22 protein-coding genes and 2 tRNA genes are annotated in these 24607 nt (G+C 62.2%); 14 read left to right on the top strand and 10 right to left on the bottom strand.

Features of this window, described 5'->3' with window-relative positions; genetic code table 11:
* Positions 1 to 1664 precede the first annotated feature (1664 nt).
* The 8 genes from ACIQXM_RS08100 to rpmH form a co-directional block, all read right to left on the bottom strand.
* The gene (locus ACIQXM_RS08100; RefSeq protein WP_400930190.1) at positions 1665 to 2996 is read right to left on the bottom strand and encodes a ParB/RepB/Spo0J family partition protein; all 1332 of its coding nucleotides are present in this window, start codon (positions 2994 to 2996) and stop codon (positions 1665 to 1667) included.
* Positions 2997 to 3097: 101 nt separating this feature from the next.
* On the bottom strand, positions 3098 to 4036 hold the full coding sequence (locus ACIQXM_RS08095) for a ParA family protein (protein WP_400930926.1): 939 nt from the start codon (positions 4034 to 4036) through the stop codon (positions 3098 to 3100).
* Positions 4037 to 4475: 439 nt separating this feature from the next.
* On the bottom strand, positions 4476 to 5108 hold the full coding sequence (rsmG, locus tag ACIQXM_RS08090; protein ID WP_400930187.1) for a 16S rRNA (guanine(527)-N(7))-methyltransferase RsmG: 633 nt from the start codon (positions 5106 to 5108) through the stop codon (positions 4476 to 4478).
* A 46-nt stretch (positions 5109 to 5154) separates the two neighbouring features.
* On the bottom strand, positions 5155 to 5724 hold the full coding sequence (locus ACIQXM_RS08085; protein ID WP_400930184.1) for a protein jag: 570 nt from the start codon (positions 5722 to 5724) through the stop codon (positions 5155 to 5157).
* Positions 5721 to 6683, bottom strand: coding sequence for a membrane protein insertase YidC (gene yidC, locus ACIQXM_RS08080; protein WP_400930181.1), 963 nt, complete (start codon positions 6681 to 6683; stop codon positions 5721 to 5723). The genes ACIQXM_RS08085 and yidC overlap by 4 nt, the downstream gene beginning before the upstream one ends.
* A gap of 8 nt (positions 6684 to 6691) precedes the next feature.
* On the bottom strand, positions 6692 to 7063 hold the full coding sequence (gene yidD, locus ACIQXM_RS08075; protein WP_400930178.1) for a membrane protein insertion efficiency factor YidD: 372 nt from the start codon (positions 7061 to 7063) through the stop codon (positions 6692 to 6694).
* 28 nt (positions 7064 to 7091) lie between these two features.
* Positions 7092 to 7439: a ribonuclease P protein component gene (gene rnpA, locus ACIQXM_RS08070; protein ID WP_400930175.1), complete on the bottom strand. Its 348-nt coding sequence runs from the start codon at positions 7437 to 7439 to the stop codon at positions 7092 to 7094.
* A gap of 62 nt (positions 7440 to 7501) precedes the next feature.
* Positions 7502 to 7639, bottom strand: a complete 138-nt coding sequence (gene rpmH, locus ACIQXM_RS08065; RefSeq protein WP_056010217.1) for a 50S ribosomal protein L34 — start codon at positions 7637 to 7639, stop codon at positions 7502 to 7504.
* 476 nt (positions 7640 to 8115) lie between these two features.
* Between rpmH and dnaA the strand changes: the two genes are divergently transcribed.
* From dnaA to ACIQXM_RS08005, 12 genes are all read left to right on the top strand, one after another.
* Positions 8116 to 9537, top strand: a complete 1422-nt coding sequence (gene dnaA, locus ACIQXM_RS08060) for a chromosomal replication initiator protein DnaA (RefSeq protein WP_400930170.1) — start codon at positions 8116 to 8118, stop codon at positions 9535 to 9537.
* Positions 9538 to 10101: 564 nt separating this feature from the next.
* Complete coding sequence (gene dnaN, locus ACIQXM_RS08055; RefSeq protein ID WP_400930167.1) at positions 10102 to 11226, top strand: DNA polymerase III subunit beta; 1125 nt, start codon at positions 10102 to 10104, stop codon at positions 11224 to 11226.
* 48 nt (positions 11227 to 11274) lie between these two features.
* Complete coding sequence (gnd, locus tag ACIQXM_RS08050; RefSeq protein WP_400930164.1) at positions 11275 to 12231, top strand: phosphogluconate dehydrogenase (NAD(+)-dependent, decarboxylating); 957 nt, start codon at positions 11275 to 11277, stop codon at positions 12229 to 12231.
* Positions 12232 to 12309: 78 nt separating this feature from the next.
* Positions 12310 to 13494, top strand: coding sequence for a DNA replication/repair protein RecF (recF, locus tag ACIQXM_RS08045; RefSeq protein ID WP_400930161.1), 1185 nt, complete (start codon positions 12310 to 12312; stop codon positions 13492 to 13494).
* Positions 13478 to 14020: a DUF721 domain-containing protein gene (locus tag ACIQXM_RS08040; protein ID WP_400930158.1), complete on the top strand. Its 543-nt coding sequence runs from the start codon at positions 13478 to 13480 to the stop codon at positions 14018 to 14020. Before recF ends, ACIQXM_RS08040 begins: the two co-directional genes overlap by 17 nt.
* A 273-nt stretch (positions 14021 to 14293) precedes the next feature.
* Positions 14294 to 16342 carry a DNA topoisomerase (ATP-hydrolyzing) subunit B gene (gene gyrB, locus ACIQXM_RS08035; RefSeq protein WP_400930924.1) on the top strand — a complete coding sequence of 683 codons (2049 nt, stop codon included), beginning with the start codon at positions 14294 to 14296 and terminating at the stop codon, positions 16340 to 16342.
* A gap of 57 nt (positions 16343 to 16399) precedes the next feature.
* Entirely contained in the window at positions 16400 to 19030 is a 2631-nt protein-coding gene (gene gyrA / locus ACIQXM_RS08030) for a DNA gyrase subunit A (protein WP_400930156.1), read from the top strand.
* Complete coding sequence (locus tag ACIQXM_RS08025) at positions 19027 to 19536, top strand: DUF3566 domain-containing protein (protein ID WP_400930153.1); 510 nt, start codon at positions 19027 to 19029, stop codon at positions 19534 to 19536. Before gyrA ends, ACIQXM_RS08025 begins: the two co-directional genes overlap by 4 nt.
* Before the next feature lie 131 nt (positions 19537 to 19667).
* Positions 19668 to 19741: transfer RNA gene (locus ACIQXM_RS08020), tRNA-Ile, on the top strand.
* 45 nt (positions 19742 to 19786) lie between these two features.
* Complete coding sequence (locus ACIQXM_RS08015) at positions 19787 to 19906, top strand: DLW-39 family protein (RefSeq protein WP_400930151.1); 120 nt, start codon at positions 19787 to 19789, stop codon at positions 19904 to 19906.
* A gap of 66 nt (positions 19907 to 19972) precedes the next feature.
* Positions 19973 to 20045, top strand: a tRNA-Ala gene (locus ACIQXM_RS08010).
* Positions 20046 to 20178: 133 nt separating this feature from the next.
* Complete coding sequence (locus ACIQXM_RS08005; RefSeq protein WP_400930922.1) at positions 20179 to 21093, top strand: DMT family transporter; 915 nt, start codon at positions 20179 to 20181, stop codon at positions 21091 to 21093.
* A gap of 85 nt (positions 21094 to 21178) precedes the next feature.
* Here ACIQXM_RS08005 and ACIQXM_RS08000 read toward each other — a convergent pair whose 3' ends face one another.
* Positions 21179 to 22171, bottom strand: a complete 993-nt coding sequence (locus tag ACIQXM_RS08000; RefSeq protein ID WP_400930148.1) for a hypothetical protein — start codon at positions 22169 to 22171, stop codon at positions 21179 to 21181.
* Positions 22172 to 22342: 171 nt separating this feature from the next.
* Here ACIQXM_RS08000 and ACIQXM_RS07995 point away from each other — a divergent pair, with 171 nt between their 5' ends.
* Positions 22343 to 22885 (top strand): peptidylprolyl isomerase, encoded by a 543-nt coding sequence (locus ACIQXM_RS07995; RefSeq protein ID WP_400930145.1) that lies wholly within the window; start codon positions 22343 to 22345, stop codon positions 22883 to 22885.
* A gap of 229 nt (positions 22886 to 23114) precedes the next feature.
* Positions 23115 to 23816, top strand: coding sequence for a rhomboid family intramembrane serine protease (locus ACIQXM_RS07990; RefSeq protein ID WP_400930142.1), 702 nt, complete (start codon positions 23115 to 23117; stop codon positions 23814 to 23816).
* A 495-nt stretch (positions 23817 to 24311) separates the two neighbouring features.
* On the opposite strand, the gene ACIQXM_RS07985 is transcribed toward ACIQXM_RS07990, so the two are convergent.
* A complete protein-coding gene (locus ACIQXM_RS07985) occupies positions 24312 to 24563 on the bottom strand; it encodes a cell division protein CrgA (RefSeq protein ID WP_400930139.1) in 252 nt (83 codons plus the stop codon).
* Positions 24564 to 24607: the final 44 nt, after the last annotated feature.

Here is a 24607-nt window from a genome sequence, read left to right as displayed (position 1 = left end):
AGAGACGGGACGCCGGACCAACTTGCTGCTGGATCTTCCCCATCCAGTATCAGAGTGATTGGCCACGACCATAGATTCACGCTCGCCGTCACGGTGACGGGTCTCACGTGAAACAGCGACGGTCAGCGGTAAAGTTCAGTCGAACCGTGAATCCCAGGGCCGCGTTGGCGCCCCAAAAGCCCCTGATGATACGCACATTTTTGGCATAATCTACGAGGAGTGAGGTGCGTGCGAGAGCCCTGGGTTCGAATCGATCCGCAGTTATCAGGCGTTCTGCATAACCAGGCCCGACGTGCTCCCCATGAGGCGCAGGAAAGCGGCGGCGCCAGCGCCAACAACAGTCCATCCCGGGAACGTCAGTACACCGGGCATCCGTGTTATGGCCTACGAATCATTCCGTTGAAGTGTGACATGTTCTGAACATGGGTGGAGACCAAGACCTAGCATCCAATCCCAGGTTTCACGTGAAACAGCTACGACTTCCCGCACAGTCCACTCGTCAGAGCTAGACAGTCATTCTCGATGGCAGAGAGAGGGAGCTCACATCCTCGTCAATGCGTGCTCGGCAGCCATCCTGGACTGACTATGGCCTACCCCTGTTCTGGAAAAACAATCAGTCGCGTCATTCCCTCGCCACACGGCGGCGACGTATCCGGTCCATGCTTATCTAATCGGAGCCACCGTGATTCGGTTGTGTTCTCTGTGCGTCGGTTCCAGCGGGGAGTGGACCACAGATCAATTCCCGCGTAGCTACGGCCATATGGAGCGCACATGAGTCACCGCTGCCACGAGTCACTATAGACGCGTACCGGGTATCAATCGTTTGGGTGGCACCCCTTTAGCGGGGCCTGCCACAGGACGTGGAGGCACCACCCTGCCCGCGTGGTTGAGGTCTGTCTTCCCGCACCTTTCACACTTCCGGCGTTCAACACTTCAACACTTCAACACTTCTAGACTCCTACACTCCGGCGCCTCCACAGTTCCGCACTTCCCACACTTCCACATTTCAGCAATTGGGCAGCTCGGCAATTCGCAATCTCTCGCACACACGCGACCGCGCACCAATGCACCCGCATGTCCTCGCACCCGCGCTCCTACACTTCTTCTCGCTCGAAGGGGGGACGTGGGAGACCCTCCTGGTTTAGTCAGCCCGGGCTTCCCCTTCCCAAGGCTCGACACCAGGGCGAGCAGTCATCGAAGAACCTGAGGCGGGCACTGCCACTCCGTTTCACGTGAAACATTTGGCCGTCTAATGGCACATGGCGACGATGGGCTATGCGATGCGCCTTGGGATAGCCGGCTTCATTTACATCGAACCGACCCTGTCAGACGCTAGATTTCCCCAGTAAGTCCGCGGTCATCAACATGGCACGGCTATCTATCTGTCTACGTCCCGAGCACGCGGCAGGAGGGCCCTAATCGAGGCAAGCTGGCAGCTAATGAGATAGACGACCACCCGTGTGTTTCACGTGAAACGAAAGGGATTGCTAGGTGGAGAGGGATCAGCCCTCGCGGCATATCGCGGTTCCAATACTGGCGAGAGCTCGAGGAGTCCCCACCCGCAGAAACTACTGCTGAGCCATAAAAATAGGGGCTGGCGTTCTCGATGGAACGCCAGCCCCTATTGCCCCAGGAAACAGTAACGAGGCTGGTTCTTTATTGGATTATGACGCGGGAGGCGCGAGCACTCCCATGATCCGATTCAAATCATCGACACTTGCGAACTCGATGCTCACCTTTCCCTTACGGGCGCCCAAGGTGATCTTGACGTTGGTATCCAGCCGATCAGACAAAGACGTAGCCAGGTAATCCAGGCGCTCATGCCTGGCCCCCATCTTTGGCTTGGTTTCCTTAACCGGCCGCCTCAACCCGTCGCTGAGCGAAACAATTTCCTCTGTAGCGCGAACAGAAAGACCTTCGGCAACGATCCGCTGAGCCAGCTTTTCCATCTCGGCCGCGTCAGCGAGGCCAAGGAGTGCACGTGAGTGACCGGCAGACAGAATGCCCGCGGCCAGCCGCCGCTGTACCAGGGGAGGAAGCTTCATCAATCGCAGGGTGTTGGATATCTGCGGACGTGACCGGCCAATTCGCGCGGCCAGCTCATCGTGCGAGCACTCGAAATCATCCAAAAGCTGCTGGTAGGCCGCAGCTTCTTCCAACGGATTCAACTGGCTTCGGTGAAGGTTTTCCAGCAGCGCATCACGCAGGAGGTCTACGTCCTGCGTAGAGCGGATGATGGCGGGAACGGCAGCAAGACCTGCTTCGCGGCTTGCGCGCCAACGCCGTTCACCCATGACAAGTTCATACGGATGCTCAGGATCGTTCTCGAGCGACGGGCGAACTACGATCGGCTGCAGCACGCCGATCTCCCGAATGGAATGAACCAATTCCGCCATGTCGTCTTCGTCGAAGACTGATCGGGGCTGCTTCCGGTTCGGATGGATCGAGTCCACGGGGATCTCAGCGAAGGTAGCACCGGGCACTTCCACCAACGTTTCACGTGAAACAGGCGCCTCCTGTGGCGCCACAGGAGCGCTCGAAGAGGCATCAACTCCCCTGGGGGCCTTGCTGGTCTCCGACGCGCTCTCAGGCCCGTCTACAGGCTCAGTGGAAGTGCTCGGGCCTGACGCCTTGACCGGCGCTGCAGTCTGCACCGTTCCTGCTGCTGTACCAGACTTACGCGATTCCTCTGCCTTGCTTGCCGCAGGAGAGCCGTCAACAGCCGGTGACAGTGGTTCGCGGCCCTGGCGCTTGCGGGATCCCGACACGGACTCGGCAGGACGCCGCAGAGCGTCCTTATTGATGCCCGCGCCCCGTCGCGTGCCGGCTGACGGACGGGATGCAGCATCGCTCTCACCGGCGGCGGGAAAGAAGAGGTCCACGGGGCGGCCGCCCCGGCCGGGCGCGGGCGGAACCTGCGGAGCTGGTTCGCTCTCTGCACTGCTGGGGATGAGTGCCCCAAGGCCTCGTCCCAAACCACGACGCTTCTCGGTCATGGGTATGTCCTTCCCTTATGCGCACAGCAAGCGGCATGGATTGTTTGTGACTGTAGTCTACGATTTGTGGCTTCAAGAACGAGGCAGGGCCCCGCGGGTGTCTAGCCTCGCTGGGCAATTTCCGATGCAGCCTCAAGGTAGGAAAGCGCACCGCTGGAGGACGGGTCGTACGTCATCACGGTTTGCTGATAGCTCGGCGCCTCGGAGATCCGAACGGAACGGGGAACCACCGCACCCAGAACCTGCTCGGGGAAATGCTCGCGGACTTCGGCTGCCACCTGCGCCGCAAGGTTGGTTCGCCCGTCGTACATCGTCAGCAGGATCGTTGAAACAACCAAATCAGCGTTGAGATGCTTCTGGATCATCTCAATGTTCTTGAGCAGCTGGCTGAGACCCTCAAGGGCGTAGTACTCACACTGGATGGGAATGAGCACTTCGCGGGCGGCCACAAAGGCGTTCACGGTCAGGAGGCCCAAACTCGGCGGGCAGTCAATGAAAATGTAATCGAGGCGTTCCTGCCCACTCCGTTCGCGCTCGGCCGCGTAGGCAACGATGGCCTTGTTCAGCCGCTGCTCACGCGCCACCAGGGAAACAAGTTCAATCTCGGCGCCGGCCAGGTGGATCGTGGCCGGGGCACAGATCAGATTGCTGATGTCGGGACACTGCGCCACCACATTTGCGAGCGGGACGTCATCGATGAGGACGTCGTAGATGCTTTCCACTTCGGCGTGGTGGTCAATGCCCAGAGCCGTGGACGCATTGCCCTGCGGATCAATGTCGATGACCAGAACGTTGAGGCCGGCAGTGGCCAGCGCAGCAGCCAGATTCACGGTGGTGGTGGTCTTACCCACGCCGCCTTTCTGGTTGCTCACCGTCATGATTCGGGTCTGTGACGGCCGAGGCAGGACGCGGCCGCGGAGCTTGTCCCGGCGACGGGTTTCCTGCGCCAGTTCCCGGGCCAGGGGGGTGCTTTCGTCCATTAGATCCATAACGTCCACCGACGACGACCGAACGGCCGCATCAGTTACACCACCTTCTATAGCCTCAGGGGCCACGGCTGATTGGGCCGGGGTTTGCAGGGGTACAACATCGGCCGATGTTTCACGTGAAACCGTCTCTGTCGCGTCGGCGGGCAGCGCAGCCTCGGTGTTGTCAAAGACCAACTCTGAATCAGAGACCTCGACGGCACGTTCTTCGGGTGCAGCTGCCGCAGCTTCGGATGAAACGGTATCTCTGGCAGAAGCAGACCCCGGCTCTCCGTTTTCTGCAAACAACTGTGGTTGCGTTCGAGAGAACTGTGCGGAGAGGGCAGAACCCAATGCTGCAAAGGGTGGAATCCGTTTGGCTCCGGAATCGCGGCGCGCACTCACCTGGACATGCTCACTTTCCAAACATAGGCATTAGTGCATCCAGCCTATCCGGTGCCCGGCCAATATCCCGGATCGGACCCGGTGTGTGCCCAAGAAAGTGCGGCGGCCTTTAGCCTACGAGAATGCGGACCACGGTGGTGTGTTCCTCAAGAAGACCATCACCCGCGGTCACAATGGAGGTCTCCCGGCCGCCGAGCTTGCGGATAGCCTTTGCGGCCTTTTGGATTTCTTCCTCGGCGCTGCGGCCTTTGATGGCCAGCACTTCGCCTTTTCCCTTCAGGAGGGGAATGGTGAGGCCCGCCAGCGTGGACAGGGCGGACACGGCGCGGGCCGTTACGACGTCGGCCTCCACTTCCTTGACAACCTGCTCAGCCCTGCCGCGGAGAACTGTCACATTCTCCAGGCCGAGATCCTCAACCACCTCGTTGAGCCAGATGACCCGGCGTTCCAGCGGTTCAATCAGAGTCAGGGAAAGGTCCGGGCGGGCAATCGCCAGGCAGAGGCCGGGAAGGCCCGCACCGCTTCCCACATCGGCGACCCGAGCCTTGGCAGCGATCAGGTCCGCGACGACGGCGCAGTTCAAAACATGCCGGCTCCACAGCCGGGGCACTTCACGCGGCCCCAGCAGGCCCCGTTCCATACCCGAAGTGGCCAGGTGCTCGACGTAGCGTTCAGCCAGGTCCAGCCGGGAGCCGAAGATTTTTTCCGCCGCAATGCGTTCTGCGGGCGTTGTTTCAACCACGTGGTATTTCCTTGTCTGCGGTGCAGTGTTCGAGCGTTAGATGGGCCTAGGAAGCGGGCAGGGACACCACAATGTGGCGTGCGGCCCCTTCGCCCTCGGACTCGCTGGCAAGTCCGAGGTCGGCCACGGCGTCATGCACGATTTTTCGTTCGTAGGCGCTCATCGGACCCAGCGCGATCTCCTGGCCGCTCTCCCTTGCCTCGGCAACGGCCTTCTCGGCAATGACCTGAAGTTCGGCACTGCGCTCCCGGCGGTATCCGGTGATGTCCAGAACCAGCCGGGAGCGGCTGTCAGTCGCCGTCAGCACGGAGAGCCGAGTCAGTTCCTGCAGGGCCTCCAGGACCTCGCCGTCCCTGCCCACGAGGTTCTGCAGGCCGGTGGCGTCACCCTCTTCGGCCACCACCGAAATGTAGGTGCGGCCGTTGCGGACCTCTATGTCGATATCGCCGTCGATATCGGCAATGTCCAGCAGTTCCTCAAGGTAGTCCGCAGCGACGTCGCCCTCTTCTTCCAGGCGCCCGGGGCGTGGGGATTCAGCGTTTTCAACAACCGAAGAATCCGCTTCCGCGGAATCGGCATCGGTTTCCGGGAACTCCGCCACGGGCTCAGTGGTCATCGCTTCTTCCTGTTCTTCCTTTGGGGCTGCTGACGCTGGACCTTGGTTGCCACCGGAGCGGGCTCAACGGCCTCTGACTTCTTTTCGCCGAGCAGGGGCACCATGGGGAGACCCTTCTTGGCGCGGCGTTCAGCCATGGCCTTGGCAGCGGGGGAGCCGGGGGTGGGCATCCGGCGGATCACGAAGAACTGCTGGCCCATGGTCCACAGGTTGGTGGTGGTCCAGTAGATGAGCACACCGATCGGGAAGTTGATGCCACCGATGCCGAAGACGAGCGGCAGGATGTAAAGCATCATCTTCTGCTGCTTCATGAAGGGGCTCGCGAGGGCCTCTTCGGACATGTTCTTGGACATGATCTGCTTCTGCGTAATGAACTGAGAGGCAGTCATGGCAATGATCATGATGATCGACAGGATGACGACGGCGGTCTGGCCGCCGCCGCTGCCGCCGTGCAGCAGCGAGGAGGACAGCGGGGCACCAAGGATGGTGGCGGCGTCGAACTGCTGGATCGCGTCGGCGGACAGCGCACCGATGTGAACACCGTCGTCGCTGGCCTTGGCCACGCCGCTGAGCACCTGGAACAGGGCGAAGAAGAACGGCATCTGGATCAGCATCGGCAGGCAGGCTGCGAACGGGTTGGTCCCGTGCTTCTTGTACAGGGCCATCTGTTCCTGCGTCATCGCCTGACGGGAGAGCTGGTCAGTCTTGCCCTTGTACTTCTGCTGGAGCTTCTTCAGGTCCGGCTGCAGCGACTGCATGCCGCGCTGGGCCTTGATCTGCTTGACGAAAACAGGAATCAGGGCGGCACGGATAACGATCACGAGGCCGATGATGGACAGCGTCCAGGTCCAGCCCGATGCGGCGTCCATCCCGAGGAACACAAATCCCTCGTGGAAGATCCACATGATCCATGACACTACCCATTTGAAAGGGAACAGTATCGTTCCGAAGAAACCCATTTACTCTCCTAAGCCGCTTCGCGGCTGTCTTCGTCGGCTGGAATCACGGGGTGATTCAGCACAATAATCCTCGGAACCTGATTATGGTCCCAAATCCTGTCTCCATGGGGGACGTGGTCCACCCCGCCGTCGTTCCACGGGTGGCAGCGAATCAGCCGACGGGCAGCGAGCCAGGTGCCGCGCACGGCACCGTGCACGGTGACGGCTTCAAGCGCATAGGCGGAACAGGAAGGGAAGAACCTGCACACCGGCCCGTACAGAGGCGAGATGGTTTTTCGATAGGCGATCAGCAGCCCGATCAGCACATAGCGGGGTAGATTCCACACCCAATTGGCAATCGTCTGAACAGCGCGTGCCGGTTTGTTCCCGGAGCGGCTCATCAGCAGATCACCCCTTCTGGCTAAGCGTTCAATTACGGTCGAGCTTGCCCGCACAAGTGCGGAGCGCGCTCATGTAGTCGGTGCGGAGATCCTCCCACGACGCCGTTGCCGCCGGCGGCAGCGCGCGGACAACAATATCGAAGCCGGTGGGATAGTCACGCAGGCTTTGAGCAGCTGCTTCCCTCAGTCTTCTCTTAACGAGGTTGCGTGTCACTGCGTTCCCGACGCTTTTCGCGACGATGAAGCCTACGCGGGTAGGGTGCTGTCCCGATTTCACCGCATATAGAACTACGTTCCGGCGCCCACTTCGGGCACCGGAACGTACAGTATGAGAAAAATCCGTCGACGTCCGCACCCGGTTCCCTACGGCCAACATTCAGACCACCTGGAATCGGAAGCGGAGCTGCGGGTGGGCAGCATCGACAAACTTGAGGCTATTTATGCCGACAGTTCGGTACGGCCCTTGGCGCGGCGTGCGGAAAGGATCCCACGGCCTGCACGGGTACGCATGCGAAGGCGGAAGCCGTGCTTCTTGGCACGACGGCGGTTATTCGGCTGAAAAGTCCGCTTGCTCACGGTAGTTACTCCAAGACAATCTGAGTTGCGCTGGCTTGCTACGACAAGGGGGAAGAACAAGCGGCGCTTATTTCATGTGTCTGACTGCTCTCAACCCGGACCTGGACCCTGATTCCCAGAACCCTGATGGGCATGAATGAGTGCAGATAGCAGACACAAAGGACTACTCCACGTTAGGGGCAGGACCGGCGTCAGTCAAACCGGAACACCGGTCTGCCGGCACAGCCCTGTTCATACAGTTCTATCCACACCTGTGGACAACTCATCCCAGCATACCCGCCCACAAGGGGGTGTGAGCCCTGTCCCAGAGCCTGTCCACAGCCGGAATCCAGCTACCACGGGCGTAATTCATCCCTTAGGCTAGGCCTCGGGCGTTTTATCCACCAACTGTGTATAAGTCTGTGGATGAACCGCCGGAAACCCGCTCGGGCTTCCAAGTTTTCTGAGACCGCTGAGGGCGATCACGAGAGGTTTTTGTGGGCACGGACGAAATCAACGACGTTGGAAGTTCCTGGCGCAAGGTCATTCGGACCCTCGAGACGGACGACCGCGTCTCTCCCAGGCAGCGCGGATTCGTGGTTTTGGCCCAGGCTCAGGGCCTGATTGGAACCACTCTTCTGGTGGCTGTACCCAACGAGCTCACCCGTGAAGTCCTACAGACCCAGCTCAAGCACATCTTGGACGAGGTCCTGCGCGGGGTTTTCCAGGCCGACATCCAGTGCGCCTTCGTTATTGACGCCGACATGCTGCCGGCGGTGAAGGCCGATCCGGAGCCCGAGTCGGAGCAGCCTGCTCCCAGCCCCGTCCCCAGCGGCGAAAGCGGCGCGCCCTCTCCTACTCCGCCAAGCACTTCGCAGGAGTTCGGCCGGCTGAACCCCAAATATGTCTTCGAGACCTTCGTTATCGGTTCATCCAACCGCTTTGCGCACGCAGCTGCCGTGGCCGTTGCCGAGGCGCCGGCCAAGGCCTACAACCCCCTCTTCATCTACGGCGACTCCGGACTGGGCAAGACCCACCTCCTGCACGCCATCGGTCACTATGCCCGCCACCTGTACACCGGCATCCGGGTCCGGTACGTCAATTCCGAAGAGTTCACCAACGACTTCATCAACTCCATCCGCTATGACGAGGGTGCAAGCTTCAAGCAGCTGTACCGCAACGTGGACATCCTGCTCATCGATGACATCCAGTTCCTGGCCAACAAGGATGCGACGCAGGAGGAGTTTTTCCATACCTTCAACGCCCTGCACAACCACAACAAGCAGGTGGTCATCACCTCGGACCTGCCTCCCAAGCAGCTGTCCGGGTTTGAGGAACGCATGCGTTCACGCTTCGAATGGGGCCTGCTGACGGATGTGCAGCCGCCGGAACTTGAGACGCGCATTGCGATTCTCCGCAAAAAAGCCATCGGGGACAGCCTGAGCGCACCCGACGATGTCCTGGAATACATTGCTTCCAAAATCTCTACCAACATCCGCGAACTCGAAGGCGCCCTGATCCGCGTGACCGCCTTCGCCAGCCTGAACCGCCAGCAGGTGGACGTGGGACTGGCTGAAATTGTCCTCAAGGACCTCATCACGGACGACGGTGCCCAGGAAATTACTGCGGCGTCCATCCTGGGCCAGACCGCTGCCTACTTCCAGATCAGCCTGGAGGAGCTGTGTTCCAAGTCCCGCACCCGGACCCTGGTAACTGCGCGGCAGATCGCCATGTACCTGTGCCGGGAGCTCACGGACATGTCCCTGCCAAAGATCGGCCAGGAGCTGGGCGGACGCGATCACACCACGGTGATCCACGCGGACCGCAAAATCCGGGAACTGATGGCTGAACGGCGGGCCATCTACAACCAGGTAACCGAGCTGACCAACCGAATCAAGCAGCAGCAGAGGGAAGCATAATCCCCGCCGTGGCGGGGATTCAGAGCCCCGCAGGGGCTCGAAATTAACATTTGTGGACAAGGGTGTGGATAACCCGGTGGATAACTCTCCATTAGCGGTGCTTCCCTGTGGATACGCGGAACTCCCGAAAAGTTCCCCACAACCCATACCGGACGCTGCAGCGCGAACCCACAGGTTATCCACAGGCAAAACAAGCCATGACGCCGCGATCGGCTAGGTTATCCACAGTATCCACAGGAGTTATTAACACTACGAACCTTAAGAAATTCGGTTCCACCAAATAACATCTGACCTTTCCGGACCAAGCACGCCAAGACCTCGGAGAAAACATCGGATGTCTTTTCGAGGATCGGCAGGGACCTGCCGGGGATACCTGCTGCGCCGTGCATCGACGGCGGGTCGGGCGCTAAGCTGGCACAGAGTATTGTTGTCCTTCGCGGCCCGTCCCCAGGACGGTGTCCGAATGCGGCGCAGCTGCGGCGCCGCAGCGCCGGCGATGCTCCCTCACTTGTCATGAAGATTCAGTTGTACTGAAAAGTACGTTGTGAAAGGCGGCACCCTGCTGTGAAGTTCAGAGTTGAGCGGGATGTCCTGGCCGAAGCGGTTACATGGACAGCGCGTTCCCTCTCGCCCCGTCCTCCGGTTCCGGTTCTGTCGGGCCTGCTGATCAAGGCGGAGAGCGGATCACTGAGCATCGCCAGCTTCGATTACGAGATCTCGGCGCGGCTCCAGATCGCAGCCGACATTGCTGAAGAAGGCACCATTCTGGTTTCCGGCCGTCTGCTGGCCGAAATCTGCCGCAGCCTGCCTTCTGCACCGGTGGAAGTTGAGACCGACGGTTCCAAGGTCACCCTGACCTGCCGCAACAGCCGCTTCAATCTGGCCACCATGCCCGTGGCCGAGTATCCGGAACTTCCGGCACTGCCCGAGGTCAGCGGCGTCGTCGACGGCGATGCTTTTGCCCAGGCAGTGTCCCAGGTCATCATCGCTGCCAGCCGGGATGACACCCTGCCCATCCTTACCGGAGTCCGGATGGAGATCGAAGACGATCTCATCACCTTTCTGGCCACCGACCGCTACCGCCTTGCCCTGCGCGAACTCTCCTGGAAGCCGTCGACGCCGGGAATCTCCACCAGCGCGCTGGTGAAGGCCAAAACGCTCAACGAAGTAGCCAAGACCCTCGGCGGTGCCGGGGACCTGAACATTGCCTTCTCGGATGACAGCGAGCTGATTGGCTTTGAGAGCGGCGGCCGCCGCACCACCTCGCTGCTGGTGGACGGGGATTACCCCAAGATCCGTTCCCTGTTCCCGGACAGCACACCCATCCACGCAACGGTGGAAACCAGCGCGCTGGTGGAAGCGGTGCGCCGCGTCTCCCTGGTGGCGGAGCGAAATACTCCGGTCCGTCTTGCCTTCACTGACGGCCAGGTCACCCTTGACGCCGGTACCGGCGAAGACGCACAGGCGTCCGAGGCGCTGGAGGCATCCCTGATCGGCGACGACATCACCGTGGCCTTCAACCCGCACTACCTCAGTGAGGGCCTGGGCGCCTTCCCGAGCAAATACGTGCGTTTTTCGTTTACGACTCCGCCGAAGCCAGCTGTAATTTCGGCTCAGGAAGAGCTCACCGGCGATGACCGTGAAGACTACCGTTACCTGCTGATGCCGGTCCGGTTGCCCAACCAGTAGGGCGCGGCGCGGAAGCCCGGCCGCGGAGAACAGAAAGAGGAACCTGCCATGCACATAGGCCTCATTGGACTCGGCAAAATGGGTTTTCACATGCGCGAACGCCTGCGCCGCAACGGCATTGACGTCACCGGCTTCGACCGGAATCCGGTCACCAGCGACGTCATGTCGCTGACGGAACTGGCGGCGGACCTGCCCTCGCCCCGGGTGGTGTGGGTCATGGTTCCCTCCGGCGACGTCACCGACGCGGTAATCAGCGAGCTGACCGAAGTGCTGTCCCGGGGCGATCTGGTGATCGACGGCGGCAACTCCCGGTACGACGCCGATATCCGCAACGCGGAAAAACTCGCTTTGAAGGGGATCCGCTTCATGGACTGCGGCGTTTCCGGCGGAGTCTGGGGCCAGGAGAACGGCTACGGGCTGATGGCAGGCGGCGCCGATGAGGACGTTGCCCTGGCGATGCCTGTCCTGGACGCGCTGCGTCCGGAAGGTGACCGGGAGCGCAGCTTTGTCCACGCCGGCGGGGTGGGTGCCGGCCACTACGCCAAGATGATCCATAACGGAATTGAGTACGGCCTCATGCAGGCCTACGCCGAGGGCTATGAGCTGCTCAGCGGCAAGGACATCATCACCAATGTGCCCGGAATCATGCGGGCCTGGCAGGACGGCACGGTTATTCGGTCCTGGCTGTTGGACCTGATGGTCAATGCCCTCGACGAAGATCCGGAATTGAGCCGTATCGCCGGATACGCGGAGGATTCAGGCGAGGGCCGGTGGACGGTCCAGGAAGCCGTGGCCAGCGGAATTCCCGCTCCGGTCATTACTGCGGCGCTTTACGCCAGGTTCGTTTCCCGGCAGGACGATTCCCCGGCCATGAAGATGGTGGCCGCGCTGCGGAACCAGTTTGGCGGGCACGATGTCCGGCCCGCGGCCAGCGGCGTTCCGCCGGTGCCGGCGGCCACCGCCGCTCCGCCGGCGGCCGTGGACGGAACCGGCAGCCCGGAGTAGTTCGCAGCAGTAGGGTGGAAGCACAGGAAAACGCACAGCGCACGAGGCACGCGAAGGGCAGGACAAAGGTGGACGGGCTTGTACATTGATTACCTTTCCCTGACCGGATTTCGCAGCTATGCCCAGCTGGACCTGGAGTTGAAGCCGGGGGTAACCGTCTTTGTAGGACCCAACGGGACCGGCAAAACCAATATTGTCGAAGCGATCGGCTATCTGGCCTCCCTGTCCTCCCACCGCGTCAGCACCGACGCACCCCTGGTCTCCTTTGACGCTGAGCAGGCCCTGGTCCGGGCCAGGCTGGTGCGGGGAACCCAGCGCACCAGCATCGAATTGGAACTCAATCCCGGACGGTCCAACCGGGCCCGGATCAACCGGGCAAACCCCGTGCGGGCCCGCGACATTCTGGGCATGTGCCGCACCGTTCTGTTTGCTCCCGAGGACCTTTCCCTCGTCAAGGGGGACCCTTCCAGCCGGCGCCGGTTCATTGACGACCTGATTGTTTCCCTGGTTCCCCGGCATGCAGCTACCCGCAGCGACTATGAGCGTGTCCTGAAACAGCGCAATGCGCTCCTGAAATCAGCCCGTGCTGCCGGACGGTTCACCTCGTCCCATGAAGCCACGCTTGAGGTTTGGGACCAGCACATGGCGGCGGCCGGTGCCAGCCTCCTTGCCGCCCGGCTTGAGGCGCTCCAGCGGCTGCAGCCCCACATGCAAAGCGCCTATCAGGACCTGACGGACGGCAGCAAGGCGGCCCGGGCCGTCTACCGCTCAACGCTGCAGGGCGCAGTGAACGACGACGGCGCCGTCGTCGGCGATGCGGACCCCGAAGAGCTGTACGGACTCTCCGAACCGGAACTGGCAGAGCGGTTCATGGCCGCGTTTGCCGTCAACCGCCGCCGTGAAATTGAACGCGGCGTCTCTTTGGTGGGGCCGCACCGGGATGATCTGGAGCTGGTTTTGGGACAGGCTCCGGCCAAGGGCTACGCTTCCCACGGCGAAACATGGTCCTTTGCCCTGGCGCTGCGCCTCGGTACGTACTATTTGCTCCTCAGTGATGACGACAGTCCGGGCGCCGGACCCATCCTCATCCTGGACGACGTGTTTGCCGAGCTCGACGTCCAGCGCCGCAAGCGCCTCGCCGGAATCGTTTCCGGGGCAGAGCAGGTGCTGGTCACCGCGGCAGTGGCCGGAGATATTCCGGAAGCCCTGGCCGGGGAATTGATCACGGTGGTTCCCGGAGGCATCAGTGTTCCCGCCCTCTGACAAACGGGAATCCGGCGAGCCGGAAGAAATCCGCCAGGATGCCGCCCAGGCGCAGCTGAACCGGATGCGCCAGGCCGCGCAGGCCCGGGGGAACTCACGGATTTCCCCGAGCCGGCGCAAGGCCGGGCAGCGAAAAGCGGCTTTGCCGTTTGTCCCCGGGGAGTACACCGGACGTGACCCGCAGGGCGTGGGCAAGGTCTTCAACCGGTTTGTCAGCGAACGCGGCTGGAATTCTCCGGTGGCGGTGGGCTCCGTCATCTCCCGCTGGGAAGAACTGGTGGGTCCCGAGGTCAGCGCGCACTGCAAACCGGAGTCTTTCTCGGACACCACTGTTCAGGTGCGCTGCGATTCCACGGCGTGGGCCACGCAGCTGCGGCTGCTGCGCACTTCCCTCATCAGCCGCTTTGACGCTGAACTTGGCGCCGGCGTCGTCACGAAGATCGAGGTCATCGGTCCGGCGGCGCCTAACTGGCGCAAAGGTCTGCGCAGTGTCAAGGGGCGCGGTCCGCGCGACACCTACGGGTAGGAAATCACTGATCCGCGGCAGAATCCGGTGCCTGCGGCTGCACTGGCCCAGCGCCGTTCAGCGGCTCTGGGACCCCTCCGGTCATATCCGGACTTAGACACGGGGCTGGAGTGGGCTCAAAACCTGCTTTAGTGGCCGCTTAGGGGGTGTTTTGGGACGGATTGACCCCGTAACACGGTAGAATTGGAAGTTGAGACGCCTGTTCTGGGGAGCGGCGCCAAAACTGACCAACACACTGAGGAGTCGACAGCACCTGTGGCTAACGACAATGAGATGGACAACGCTGAGGTAACGCCGAAGAACCAGGGCGAGGCTGAACAGGCCACGGAACACGAGTACGGTGCAAACGAAATTACCGTGCTCGAAGGACTGGAAGCGGTTCGGAAGCGTCCGGGCATGTACATCGGTTCCACCGGGCCCCGCGGTCTGCACCACCTGGTTTACGAGGTTGTGGACAACTCCGTGGATGAAGCCCTGGCCGGTTATTGCGACCGCATCGACATTACGCTTCAGGCCGACGGCGGCGTCCGTGTCCAGGACAACGGCCGAGGCATTCCGGTGGATATGCATCCCACCGAAAACATGCCCACCGTCCAGGTGGTCATGACCATCCTGCACGCCGGCGGAAAGTTCGGCGGCGGCGGTTACGCGGTGTCCGGCGGCCTGCACGGTGTGGGTATCTCCGTGGTGAACGCCCTCTCAGCCCGCGTGGAAACAGAGATCCGCCGGCAGGGTTTTGTCTGGAACCAGTCCTTCGCCAACGGCGGACATCCCGTGGGCGGACTGCGCAAGGGCGAGCCGACCGAAGAAACCGGCACCACCCAGACGTTCTACCCCGATCCGGAAATCTTCGAAACCACCGAATTCGATTTTGAAACACTGCGGGCCCGCTTCCAGCAAATGGCCTTCCTGAACAAGGGCCTGCGCATCATCCTGACCGATGAGCGGACCGTTGAAGAAGAAGCCGAGGAAATCGCGGAGTCCCCCTCCGAAGAGGGAACCGAAACCGGCCCCAAGCACCGCGTCGTGGATTACATGTACAAGGACGGGCTGCTGGACTACGTCAAGTACCTGAACTCGTCCAAGAAGTACGAAGCCATCCACGACGACGTCATCGCCTTCGAAACCGAAGACAATGACAAGAAGATGGCCGTGGAAATGGCCCTGCAGTGGACCACTGCCTACTCGGAGAGCGTCCACACCTACGCCAACACGATCAACACCCATGAGGGCGGTACCCACGAAGAGGGTTTCCGTGCCGCCATGACGTCGCTGATCAACCGGTACGCCCGCGAGAAGAACATCATCAAGGAAAAGGATGACAACCTCACCGGTGATGACATCCGCGAAGGCCTGACCGCGGTCATTTCCGTGAAGCTGGCCGAACCCCAGTTTGAGGGCCAGACCAAGACCAAGCTCGGCAACTCCGAGGTCAAGGGCTTTGTCCAGCGCGTGGTCACCGACCAGCTGGGCGACTGGCTGGAGCGCAACCCCGGCCCCGCACGCGACGTCATCCGCAAGTCCATCCAGGCTTCGCAGGCCCGCCTCGCGGCCCGCAAGGCCCGCGAATCCACCCGCCGCAAGGGCCTGCTGGAATCCGGCGGAATGCCCGGCAAGCTCAAGGACTGCTCCTCCAAGGACCCGTCCAAGTCGGAAATCTACATTGTGGAGGGTGACTCCGCAGGCGGTTCCGCCGTCCGCGGCCGCAACCCGGAGACCCAGGCCATCCTGCCGCTGCGCGGCAAGATCCTGAATGTGGAGCGTGCCCGCCTTGACCGTGCGCTGGGCAACGCCGAAGTCCAGTCCATGATCACCGCCTTCGGAGCGGGCATCGGCGAGGACTTCGATGTGGAGAAGGCCCGCTATCACAAGATCGTGCTGATGGCCGATGCAGACGTGGACGGCCAGCACATCACCACGCTGCTGCTGACGCTGCTCTTCCGCTACATGCGCCCGCTCATCGAAAGCGGCTATGTCTACTTGGCCATGCCGCCGCTGTACCGGATCAAGTGGTCCAACCACGCCCACGATTACGTCTACAGCGACCGCGAACGCGACGAAGTGGTGGCCCGCGGCCTGGCCAACAACCAGCGCCTGCCCAAGGACAACGGAATCCAGCGCTACAAGGGTCTGGGTGAGATGGACTACACCGAGCTCTGGGACACCACCATGGATCCCGCCCACCGCACGCTGCAGCAGGTCACCATGGATGACGCCGCCTCCGTGGACCAGATTTTCTCCGTCCTGATGGGCGAGGACGTTGAATCCCGCCGCAACTTCATCCAGCAGAACGCCAAGGATGTGCGCTTCCTGGACATCTAGGACCACGCCACCCCTGCGCCCGCGGATTCACAGAGCTTTTGAAGAACGGAACAACCAATGAGTGAAGAGACCCTCTCAGACCGGGTTGAACAGATCGATCTGCAGACAGAAATGCAGCGGTCCTACCTGGACTACGCCATGGCGGTCATCGTCGGGCGTGCCCTCCCGGATGTGCGTGACGGCCTGAAACCCGTCCACCGCCGTGTCTTGTACGCCATGTTCGACGGCGGTTACCGCCCGGAGCGCTCGTTCAACAAGTGCGCCCGCGTGGTCGGCGAAGTCATGGGCCAGTACCACCCGCACGGCGACTCGGCCATCTACGACGCCCTCGTCCGCCTGATTCAGGACTGGACCATGCGCTACCCGCTGGCCCTGGGCCAGGGTAACTTCGGTTCCCCGGGCAACGACGGCGCAGCCGCACCGCGGTACACCGAAACCAAGATGGCCCCGCTGGCCATGGAAATGGTCCGTGACATCGACGAGGAAACCGTCGATTTCATGGACAACTATGACGGCCGCAACCAGGAACCCACCATCCTGCCCGCGCGCTTCCCGAACCTCCTGGTTAATGGTTCCTCCGGCATCGCCGTGGGCATGGCCACCAACATTCCCCCTCACAACCTGCGCGAGGTGGCCGACGGTGTCCAGTGGTACCTGGAAAACCCCGAGGCACCCAACGACGTCCTGCTTGAGGAACTGATCCGCCGCATCAAGGGCCCGGACTTCCCCACGGGCGCCACCATCCTGGGACACAAGGGCATCGAAGACGCCTACCGCACCGGCCGCGGCTCCATCACCATGCGCGCCGTTGTCAATGTGGAGGAACTCCAGGGCCGCACCTGCCTGGTGGTTACCGAGCTGCCCTACCAGGCCAACCCGGACAACCTGGCCATCAAGATCGCCGAGCTGGTCAAGGACGGCAAGGTCTCCGGCATCGCCGACATGCGCGACGAGACCTCGGGCCGCACCGGCCAGCGCCTGGTGATCGTGCTCAAGCGCGACGCCGTGGCCAAGGTGGTGCTGAACAACCTCTACAAGCACACGCAGCTGCAGGAAAACTTCGGCGCCAACATGCTGGCGATCGTAGACGGTGTGCCGCGGACCCTGAGCTTGGACGCGTTCATCCGCCACTGGGTCACCCACCAGTTGGAAGTTATTGTCCGCCGCACCCGTTACCGGCTGCGCAAGGCCGAAGAAGTGGCGCACATCCTCATCGGCCTGCTCAAGGCCCTGGACGCCCTGGACGACGTCATTGCGCTGATCCGCCGCTCCACCACGGTCGAGGAGGCCCGCAACGGCCTTATGGGCCTGCTGGACATCGACGAACTGCAGGCCCAGGCCATCCTGGACATGCAGCTGCGCCGACTGGCTGCCTTGGAACGCCAGAAGATCCAGGACCAGCACGCCAAGCTGCAGCTCGAGATTGCCGAGTACAACTCCATCCTGGCCTCGGAAGCCCGCCAGCGGCAGATCGTCAGCGAAGAACTGCACGAAATCGCGGACAAGTACGGCGATGACCGCCGGACCCACATCGTGATGGGCTACGACGGCGACATGAGCATGGAAGACCTGATCCCCGAAGAGGAAATGGTTGTCACCATCACCCGCGGGGGCTACGTCAAGCGCACCCGCAGCGACAATTACCGTCAGCAGGCCCGGGGCGGCAAGGGAATCAAGGGGGCGCAGCTGCGCGGCGACGACGTCGTCGAGCACTTCTTCGTCACCACCACCCACCACTGGCTGCTGTTCTTCACCAACCTGGGCCGGGTTTACCGCGCCAAGGCCTACGAACTGGCCGAAGCCGGACGGGACGCCAAGGGCCAGCACGTGGCCAACCTGCTGGCCTTCCAGCCGGATGAGCACATTGCCCAGGTCCTGGACCTGCCCGGCTACGACGCCGCTCCGTACCTGGTGCTCGCCACCAAGCGGGGACTGGTGAAGAAGACCCGCCTGGAAGATTACGACACCAACCGGTCCGCCGGCGTCATCGCCATCAACCTGCGCGACGGCGACGAGCTGGTTTCAGCCCAGCTGGTTTCCGAAACCGATGACCTGATGCTGGTCTCCCGCAAGGGCCAGTCGCTGCGCTTCACCGCCACCGATGATGCGCTGCGCCCCATGGGCCGCGCCACATCCGGTGTGACCGGCATGAAGTTCCGCGAGGACGATGAGCTGCTGGCCGCCGACGTGGTCACGGAGGACTCCTACGTGTTCATTGTCACCGAGGGCGGCTATGCCAAGCGCACCGCGGTGGACGAATACCGCGTCCAGGGCCGCGGCGGACTGGGCATCAAGGTGGCCAAGCTCGCCGAGGACCGCGGACACCTGGTCGGTGCCATGATTGTCCGGGACGAAGATGAAGTCCTGGTGGTCATGCAGGGCGGCAAGGTTGTCCGTTCCTCTGTGGCGGGGGTTCCCGCCAAGGGCCGCGACACCATGGGTGTTATCTTCGCCAAGCCTGACAAGAACGACCGGATCATCGCTGTTGCCCGCAACTCCGAGCGTGATTTGGGCATCGATGAGACCGACGACGACGAAGCTGCCGGGACGCCTGTTCCAGATGCCGGCGACGGCAGCCAGGCCGCGGACGGAGCGTCTGTAGGCACCAGTGCCGATGAAGTACCGTTGGCTACAGACACAACGGCTGAGCAGGATGCACAGCCGACAGACGATGGAGGTAACGAGTGAGCTCGACCAACTCAAATCCCAGGTCGGCGTCGAGCACAGGACCCCGGGTGAAGACACCCGCACGTCCTGCCCAGCGCCCCGGAAGTGGTCAGGGCGCCCCTGCGAACCGGCAGCCGCTCGTAAAGCCCGCTCCTAAAGCCAAGGCACGCAAGGCCCGCCTCCTGGTCAGCAAGATTGACCCGTGGTCGGTGCTCAAAATGTCCTTCCTCCTGTCCGTCGCACTGGGCGTGGTGACCGTGGTTGCCGCGATTGTGCTCTGGACTGTGCTGGACCTGACCGGCATCTTTGACCGGGTGAACACCATCCTTGGTGAGATCGCCGGCAGCGAATCCGGCGGCTTTGACCTGCGGGAGTTCGCATCCCTGGGACAGGTGGTCTCCTTCGCGACCATCATCGCCGTGGTCAACGTCCTGCTCCTGACCGCCCTGTCCATGCTCGCCTCCGTGCTTTACAACATTGCCTCCACCCTGGTGGGCGGCATCGGCGTGACGCTGACGGACGACTAAAAAGCGGATTATTTTCCGATTTTTGTCCGGCCGCTGCCCTCAAAAAGAGCCGGCCGGACAGAAATTTGGATTCCGATTTGGGATCCCGGCAGAGGTGGGGTAAAGTTTTATCTCGGCCCGAGAAGGTATCGGGGCGCATAGCTCAGGCGGTTAGAGCGCTTCGCTGATAACGAAGAGGTCCCAGGTTCAAGTCCTGGTGCGCCCACGGAACATCACTGAAAAGTGATGCGCCACCAAGCAAGGAGGCACTGTGAAAAAGTTGCTGGCAGTAGCTGCAGCGGCAGTCGCAGGAATCTTTGCGCTAAAAAAATGGCAGGAAACTGCCGCGGAGAAATCCGTTTGGAAGTCTTCAACTGATCAGGTTGAATGATTTCCTTTCGAATTAGTCTGGTTCCACCGCAGGTCAGGGTGGGTTATACTGGATGAGTTCACATTCGGGGGCATGGCGCAATTGGTAGCGCACCTGCTTTGCAAGCAGGGGGTTCGGGGTTCGAGTCCCCGTGCCTCCACCGAAAGAAAGTCCCGGTCACTGACCGGGACTTTCTGCGTTAACCGACCCGGGCACAATCCCGGAACCGCCCTCCGCAGCGTCCTCCGGAGGAGTGGCAGCCGGTGCCCCGCAGGTCCTCTATTGTTGCTCTGGTGACCGTTTTCCTCGCCGTGATCGGCGTTCTTGGTGTTTCAGCATCCGGCCCCATCATGGCGGCAACCGCCGCCCCGGCCCTGGCCATTGCGTTCTGGCGCAACGCCCTGGGAGCCGTGGTGATGGGCGCTCCGGCTGTGCTGCGCAATCCCCGCGGATTCTCCCGGCTGACCCGGGCCGAGCGGAAATGGATCCTGATCGCCTCCATAGCCCTTGCCCTGCACTTTGCCTGCTTCATCACGGCCTTGAAACTCACCTCGGTGGCCGCCGCAACAGCACTGGTATGCCTTCAGGCAGGGTGGATAGCCCTCTTCAACCTGTTCCGCGGCATCCCGGTGGCGCCCCGCGTGCTGGCGGGGCTGGGGGCGGCGCTGGTCGGCGTCGTCGTCATCACTGGATTCGACCTTGCCCTTTCCCGCGAAGCCCTGCTCGGGGATCTGCTTGCGGTGGCCGGCGGTGCACTGGCCGGGCTCTACACGATCGCCGGAGGCAAGGCCCGGGCCACCCTGAGCACCGGAACCTATACCTCCCTGTGCTACGGGCTCTGCGCAGTGATCCTGCTGCTTCTGTGTGCCGTTTTCCGCCAGCCGGTGGTGTCCTTCGAGCCCGCCGCCTGGCTGGGAATACTGGGAGTTACAGTGGTGGCCCAGCTGCTGGGCCACAGCGTCTTCAATCACCTGCTGGCCGTCATTTCGCCGCTGGTGGTCTCCATGATCATTCTGTTGGAAATCCCCGGGGCGGCAATCCTGGCCGCTGTTTTTCTGCAGGAGCAGCTGCCGGCCGGCACCTACGGCGGACTGGCACTGATCCTGGCTGGACTCGCCGTCGTCGTCACCGGCCAGGGACGCCGTGCCGTCAAGACCGAGGCCTTGCCGCCGGCACCGCCAGCCCTGGGCGGGGACGTCGAAGCCTAGCGCTCCGCTCCAATGCACTAAGGAAGGCCCCCGCAAAAGCGGGGGCCTTCCTTAGTGTTGCCTGTGTTGCTTTGGTGCAGGGCTGTTAGTCGGCGGACTTTTCCGTTGACTTGTCAGCGTGTGCGCCGGACTTCTTGGCGGTGCCTGACGTCTTGGCAGCATCGGAGGCCTTGGAAGCGGCTTCCTTGCTGTGCTTGGCGGCTTCGGCAGCCTTTTCGCCGGAACGTGCTGCTGCGCGCTCAGCGGCTTCCTTGATGCTGGCCACGGTGTCCTTGGATTCCTGGACGGATTCCTTGCCGTTGGAGGCAGCCTTGGCGGCCGGAGTCTCAGGCGTGGAGGCGGCGGGAGCGGTTGCAGCTGCCTTGGGTGCGGCAGGGGCAGCAGGCGCAGATGCAGCCGGCTGGGCCGAAGCGGGCTTCGGCTCCGGAACCTTGATGGTTTCGGGCTTCGCCGGCGCCGGGGTCTTCCAGGGGTCCTCAACCGGACGCGAAGCGCGCCACGCGGCAACACCTGCGGCAACGGCTGCTGCAAGGATGCCGAAGATCAGCCAGCCTTTGCCGCCGCCCTTCTGGTTCTTGCGGGCTTCCTTGGCGGCCTGGGCGGCTGCCTTCTGTGCCTTCTTCAGAGCCTTCTTGTTACCGGTGGCCTTGGCAACAGCCGTCTGGACCGGAACGGAAGCGGTGCCGAGCGTACGCGTGACCGTGGTGGAGGCGTCGCCGATACGGGTGGAGAGGGTGGGAATGTAGTCGTCCACGACCTTGTCCCGGGCGCCGGTGATCACCGGAGTGGCGCGGTCCAGCGTGTGCTGGATCCGGGGAGCGGCTTCATCCACCGCCTGGCTGATCTTCGGCCCAACCTTCTGCAGGCTCTCCTGGATGCGGGGAGTAACCGTGGCTACTCCGGCAGCGACGCCGTCGCCGGCTCGCTTGATGCCTTCCTGGATCTTGGGCGAAGCGGTTTCAATGCCCTTTTCGATGCGGGGCACTGCCCAGTCACGTGCGGCCTCCACCTTCGGTGCTGCCCAGTCACGTGCCGTTTCTACGCCTGCAGTGACATTGGCTTCAAAGTCACGCGACATACGGTCCTTCTTCTTCAAAACTACCTCCCGGGATAGTGACGGTTCATCCTTACACTACGTTGACTTGGCTGCTGCGGGCTATTGACTGGCTGGGCGGGGCGGACTTTTCACTGTGCGCTGAACCTGCCGAATTCCGCCCGCCAGCCGCGCTGCCATGGAAGAATGAAGCGTATGACTGCTATCCCTACCGCAATTGCGACCATCCACACGTCCATGGGCGACATCAAGGTCAACCTCTTCGGCAACCACGCGCCCAAGACGGTAAAGAACTTTGTTGGCCTGGCCACCGGCGAAATTGAGTGGACCGACCCGGCAACGGGAGAGAAGACCAGCCGGCCGCTGTATGACGGCACCATCTTCCACCGCATCATCAAGGACTTCATGATCCAGGGCGGCGATCCCCTGGGCCGCGGCACCGGCGGACCGGGTTACCAGTTCGACGACGAGATCAACCCGGACCTGGACTTCTCCACCCCGTACAAGCTGGCCATGGCCAACGCAGGCGTGCAGATGGGCCGGGGAACCAACGGATCCCAGTTCTTCATCACCTCCGTCCCCACCACCTGGCTGCAGGGCAAGCACACCATCTTCGGCGAAGTTGCCGATGAAGAGTCCCGCGCGCTGGTGGACCAGCTGAACGCCGTCGCCACCGACATGCGTGACAAGCCGGCCGAGGACGTCGTCATCAACAGCATCACTGTCGAACAGCTCTAAACCCCTTGACGATGCCCCGGCCGGATGACCCGGCCGGGGCCTTTCGTTCATCTGGCCTCATTTTCTTGGGAGTACCGCAATGTCATATGGAGTGCCTGCTGAAACTCCGGCCTCACAGGTCCCCGTCTGTCCGCGCCACCCCGACCGGGTCAGCTATATCCGCTGCCAGCGCTGCGGCCGGCCAGCCTGCCCGGAATGCCAGCATGCGGCGCCGGTGGGAGTCCAGTGCGTGGACTGTTTCCGGGAAACCCAGCGGAAATCGCCGGCCTACCGGACGCCGTACGGCGGAAAGGCGGCCACCGGAAAGCCCGTAGTCACGATCACCCTGATGGTGATCTGCGGTGCGTTCTTCGTGGTGCAGTTCCTCTACCCGCCCTTCACCCGCGCCCTCTGGTACGCGCCGGTGTACACGGGTATTGAGCCGTGGCGCATGCTGACGTCGGCTTTCCTCCATTCCCCCGGAGGAATACTTCACATTGCCTTCAACTTGTATGCCCTGTGGTTCCTGGGCCAGGGGCTTGAACCGCAGCTGGGCCGGCTCCGCTTCGCCCTGCTGTACTTGATTTCCGCACTGGGCGGGTCGGTGGGCGTGCTGCTGCTCAATCCCATCGTTCAGCCCGTGGTTGGGGCGTCAGGGGCAATTTTCGGCCTCTTCGGCGCCCTGCTGGTGGTGCTGCTCCAGCGGCGGGCCAGCGTCCGGTCGGTGCTGATCCTGCTGGCCGTCAACTTTGCGCTGGGCTTTTTTGTCCCCAATATCGCCTGGCAGGCCCATCTGGGCGGACTGCTCACCGGGGTTGCCTGTGCAGCCGTGCTGGTCTTTGCGCCCAGAGGCAAGAACCGTTCGCTGGTGCAGTTCGCCGGCCTGGCGGCGATTGTGGTGTTCCTGTGTGTCTTTTCCGCAGTTCTGGCTGCAGCTAAGGGCCTGCTGTGAGGCTGGTCTGATCCGGCTCCGCGCGCCTTCAGCGGCACCCGGAGCCGGCAAGTGTTATCCACAGGGATACCCACAGTGTTAATAACTAGGCGGGCCGGGGAACTGATGTCTCCGGCCCGCCTCGCTGGTTCGGGACGAAACCGGCGCCGCTTAAGGGGTCCAGGCGCGCCGGTGGAAGACTCTGCCCGTCCCCGAGCGGAGTTCACCCGGTTCTCAGGAGAGCCACTGGTCTTCCTTCCGCCGGGAGTTATCCACAGGATGACAGGAGTGCTGTGAACAGGTTATCCAGAGGCTAAACCAAGTTACACACATGTAATTCCACAGCTGTGGATAACTGTTGGTCCCGTGTTTCCGGGGTTTTTGCAAAGCTGGTCCGCAAAGTTACACACACCTGTGGATAACTCTGTGCACAGTGTGTGCACAACCCAGCTGGAGAGCGGAGGCTCCGCACACCGCAGAGGGTGTGCCTGAGCGGGGGTGGTGGGGGAGCTCCCCTCAGCGCCAGCGGGTGGTCATGAGAAAGCCAACGATGGCCACACCAAAGCCAACGAGGATGTTGCCGGCGCCCAGCGCCGGAACCGGGTACTCACCCTGGGAAATGTAGAAGACGATGATCCACAGCAGACCGATGATCATCAGGCTGAACATGACGGGCTTGTACCAAACCGGGTTGGGCTTTGGTGCCGAGGAAGCCTTGGGCGCGGGAGACGCGGCGGCGGGCTTCTTGCGGGATTTCGATTCAGGCACGGATCCTCCTAGGAACCGGCTCTCGAGACGCCGGCATGTACGGT

Source organism: Arthrobacter sp. NPDC097144, from assembly GCF_044762205.1.
Classification (GTDB): Bacteria; Actinomycetota; Actinomycetes; order Actinomycetales; family Micrococcaceae; genus Arthrobacter_B.
The sequence above is the reverse complement of the archived record's forward strand: the minus strand, read 5'-3'. Positions and strand labels throughout refer to the sequence as shown.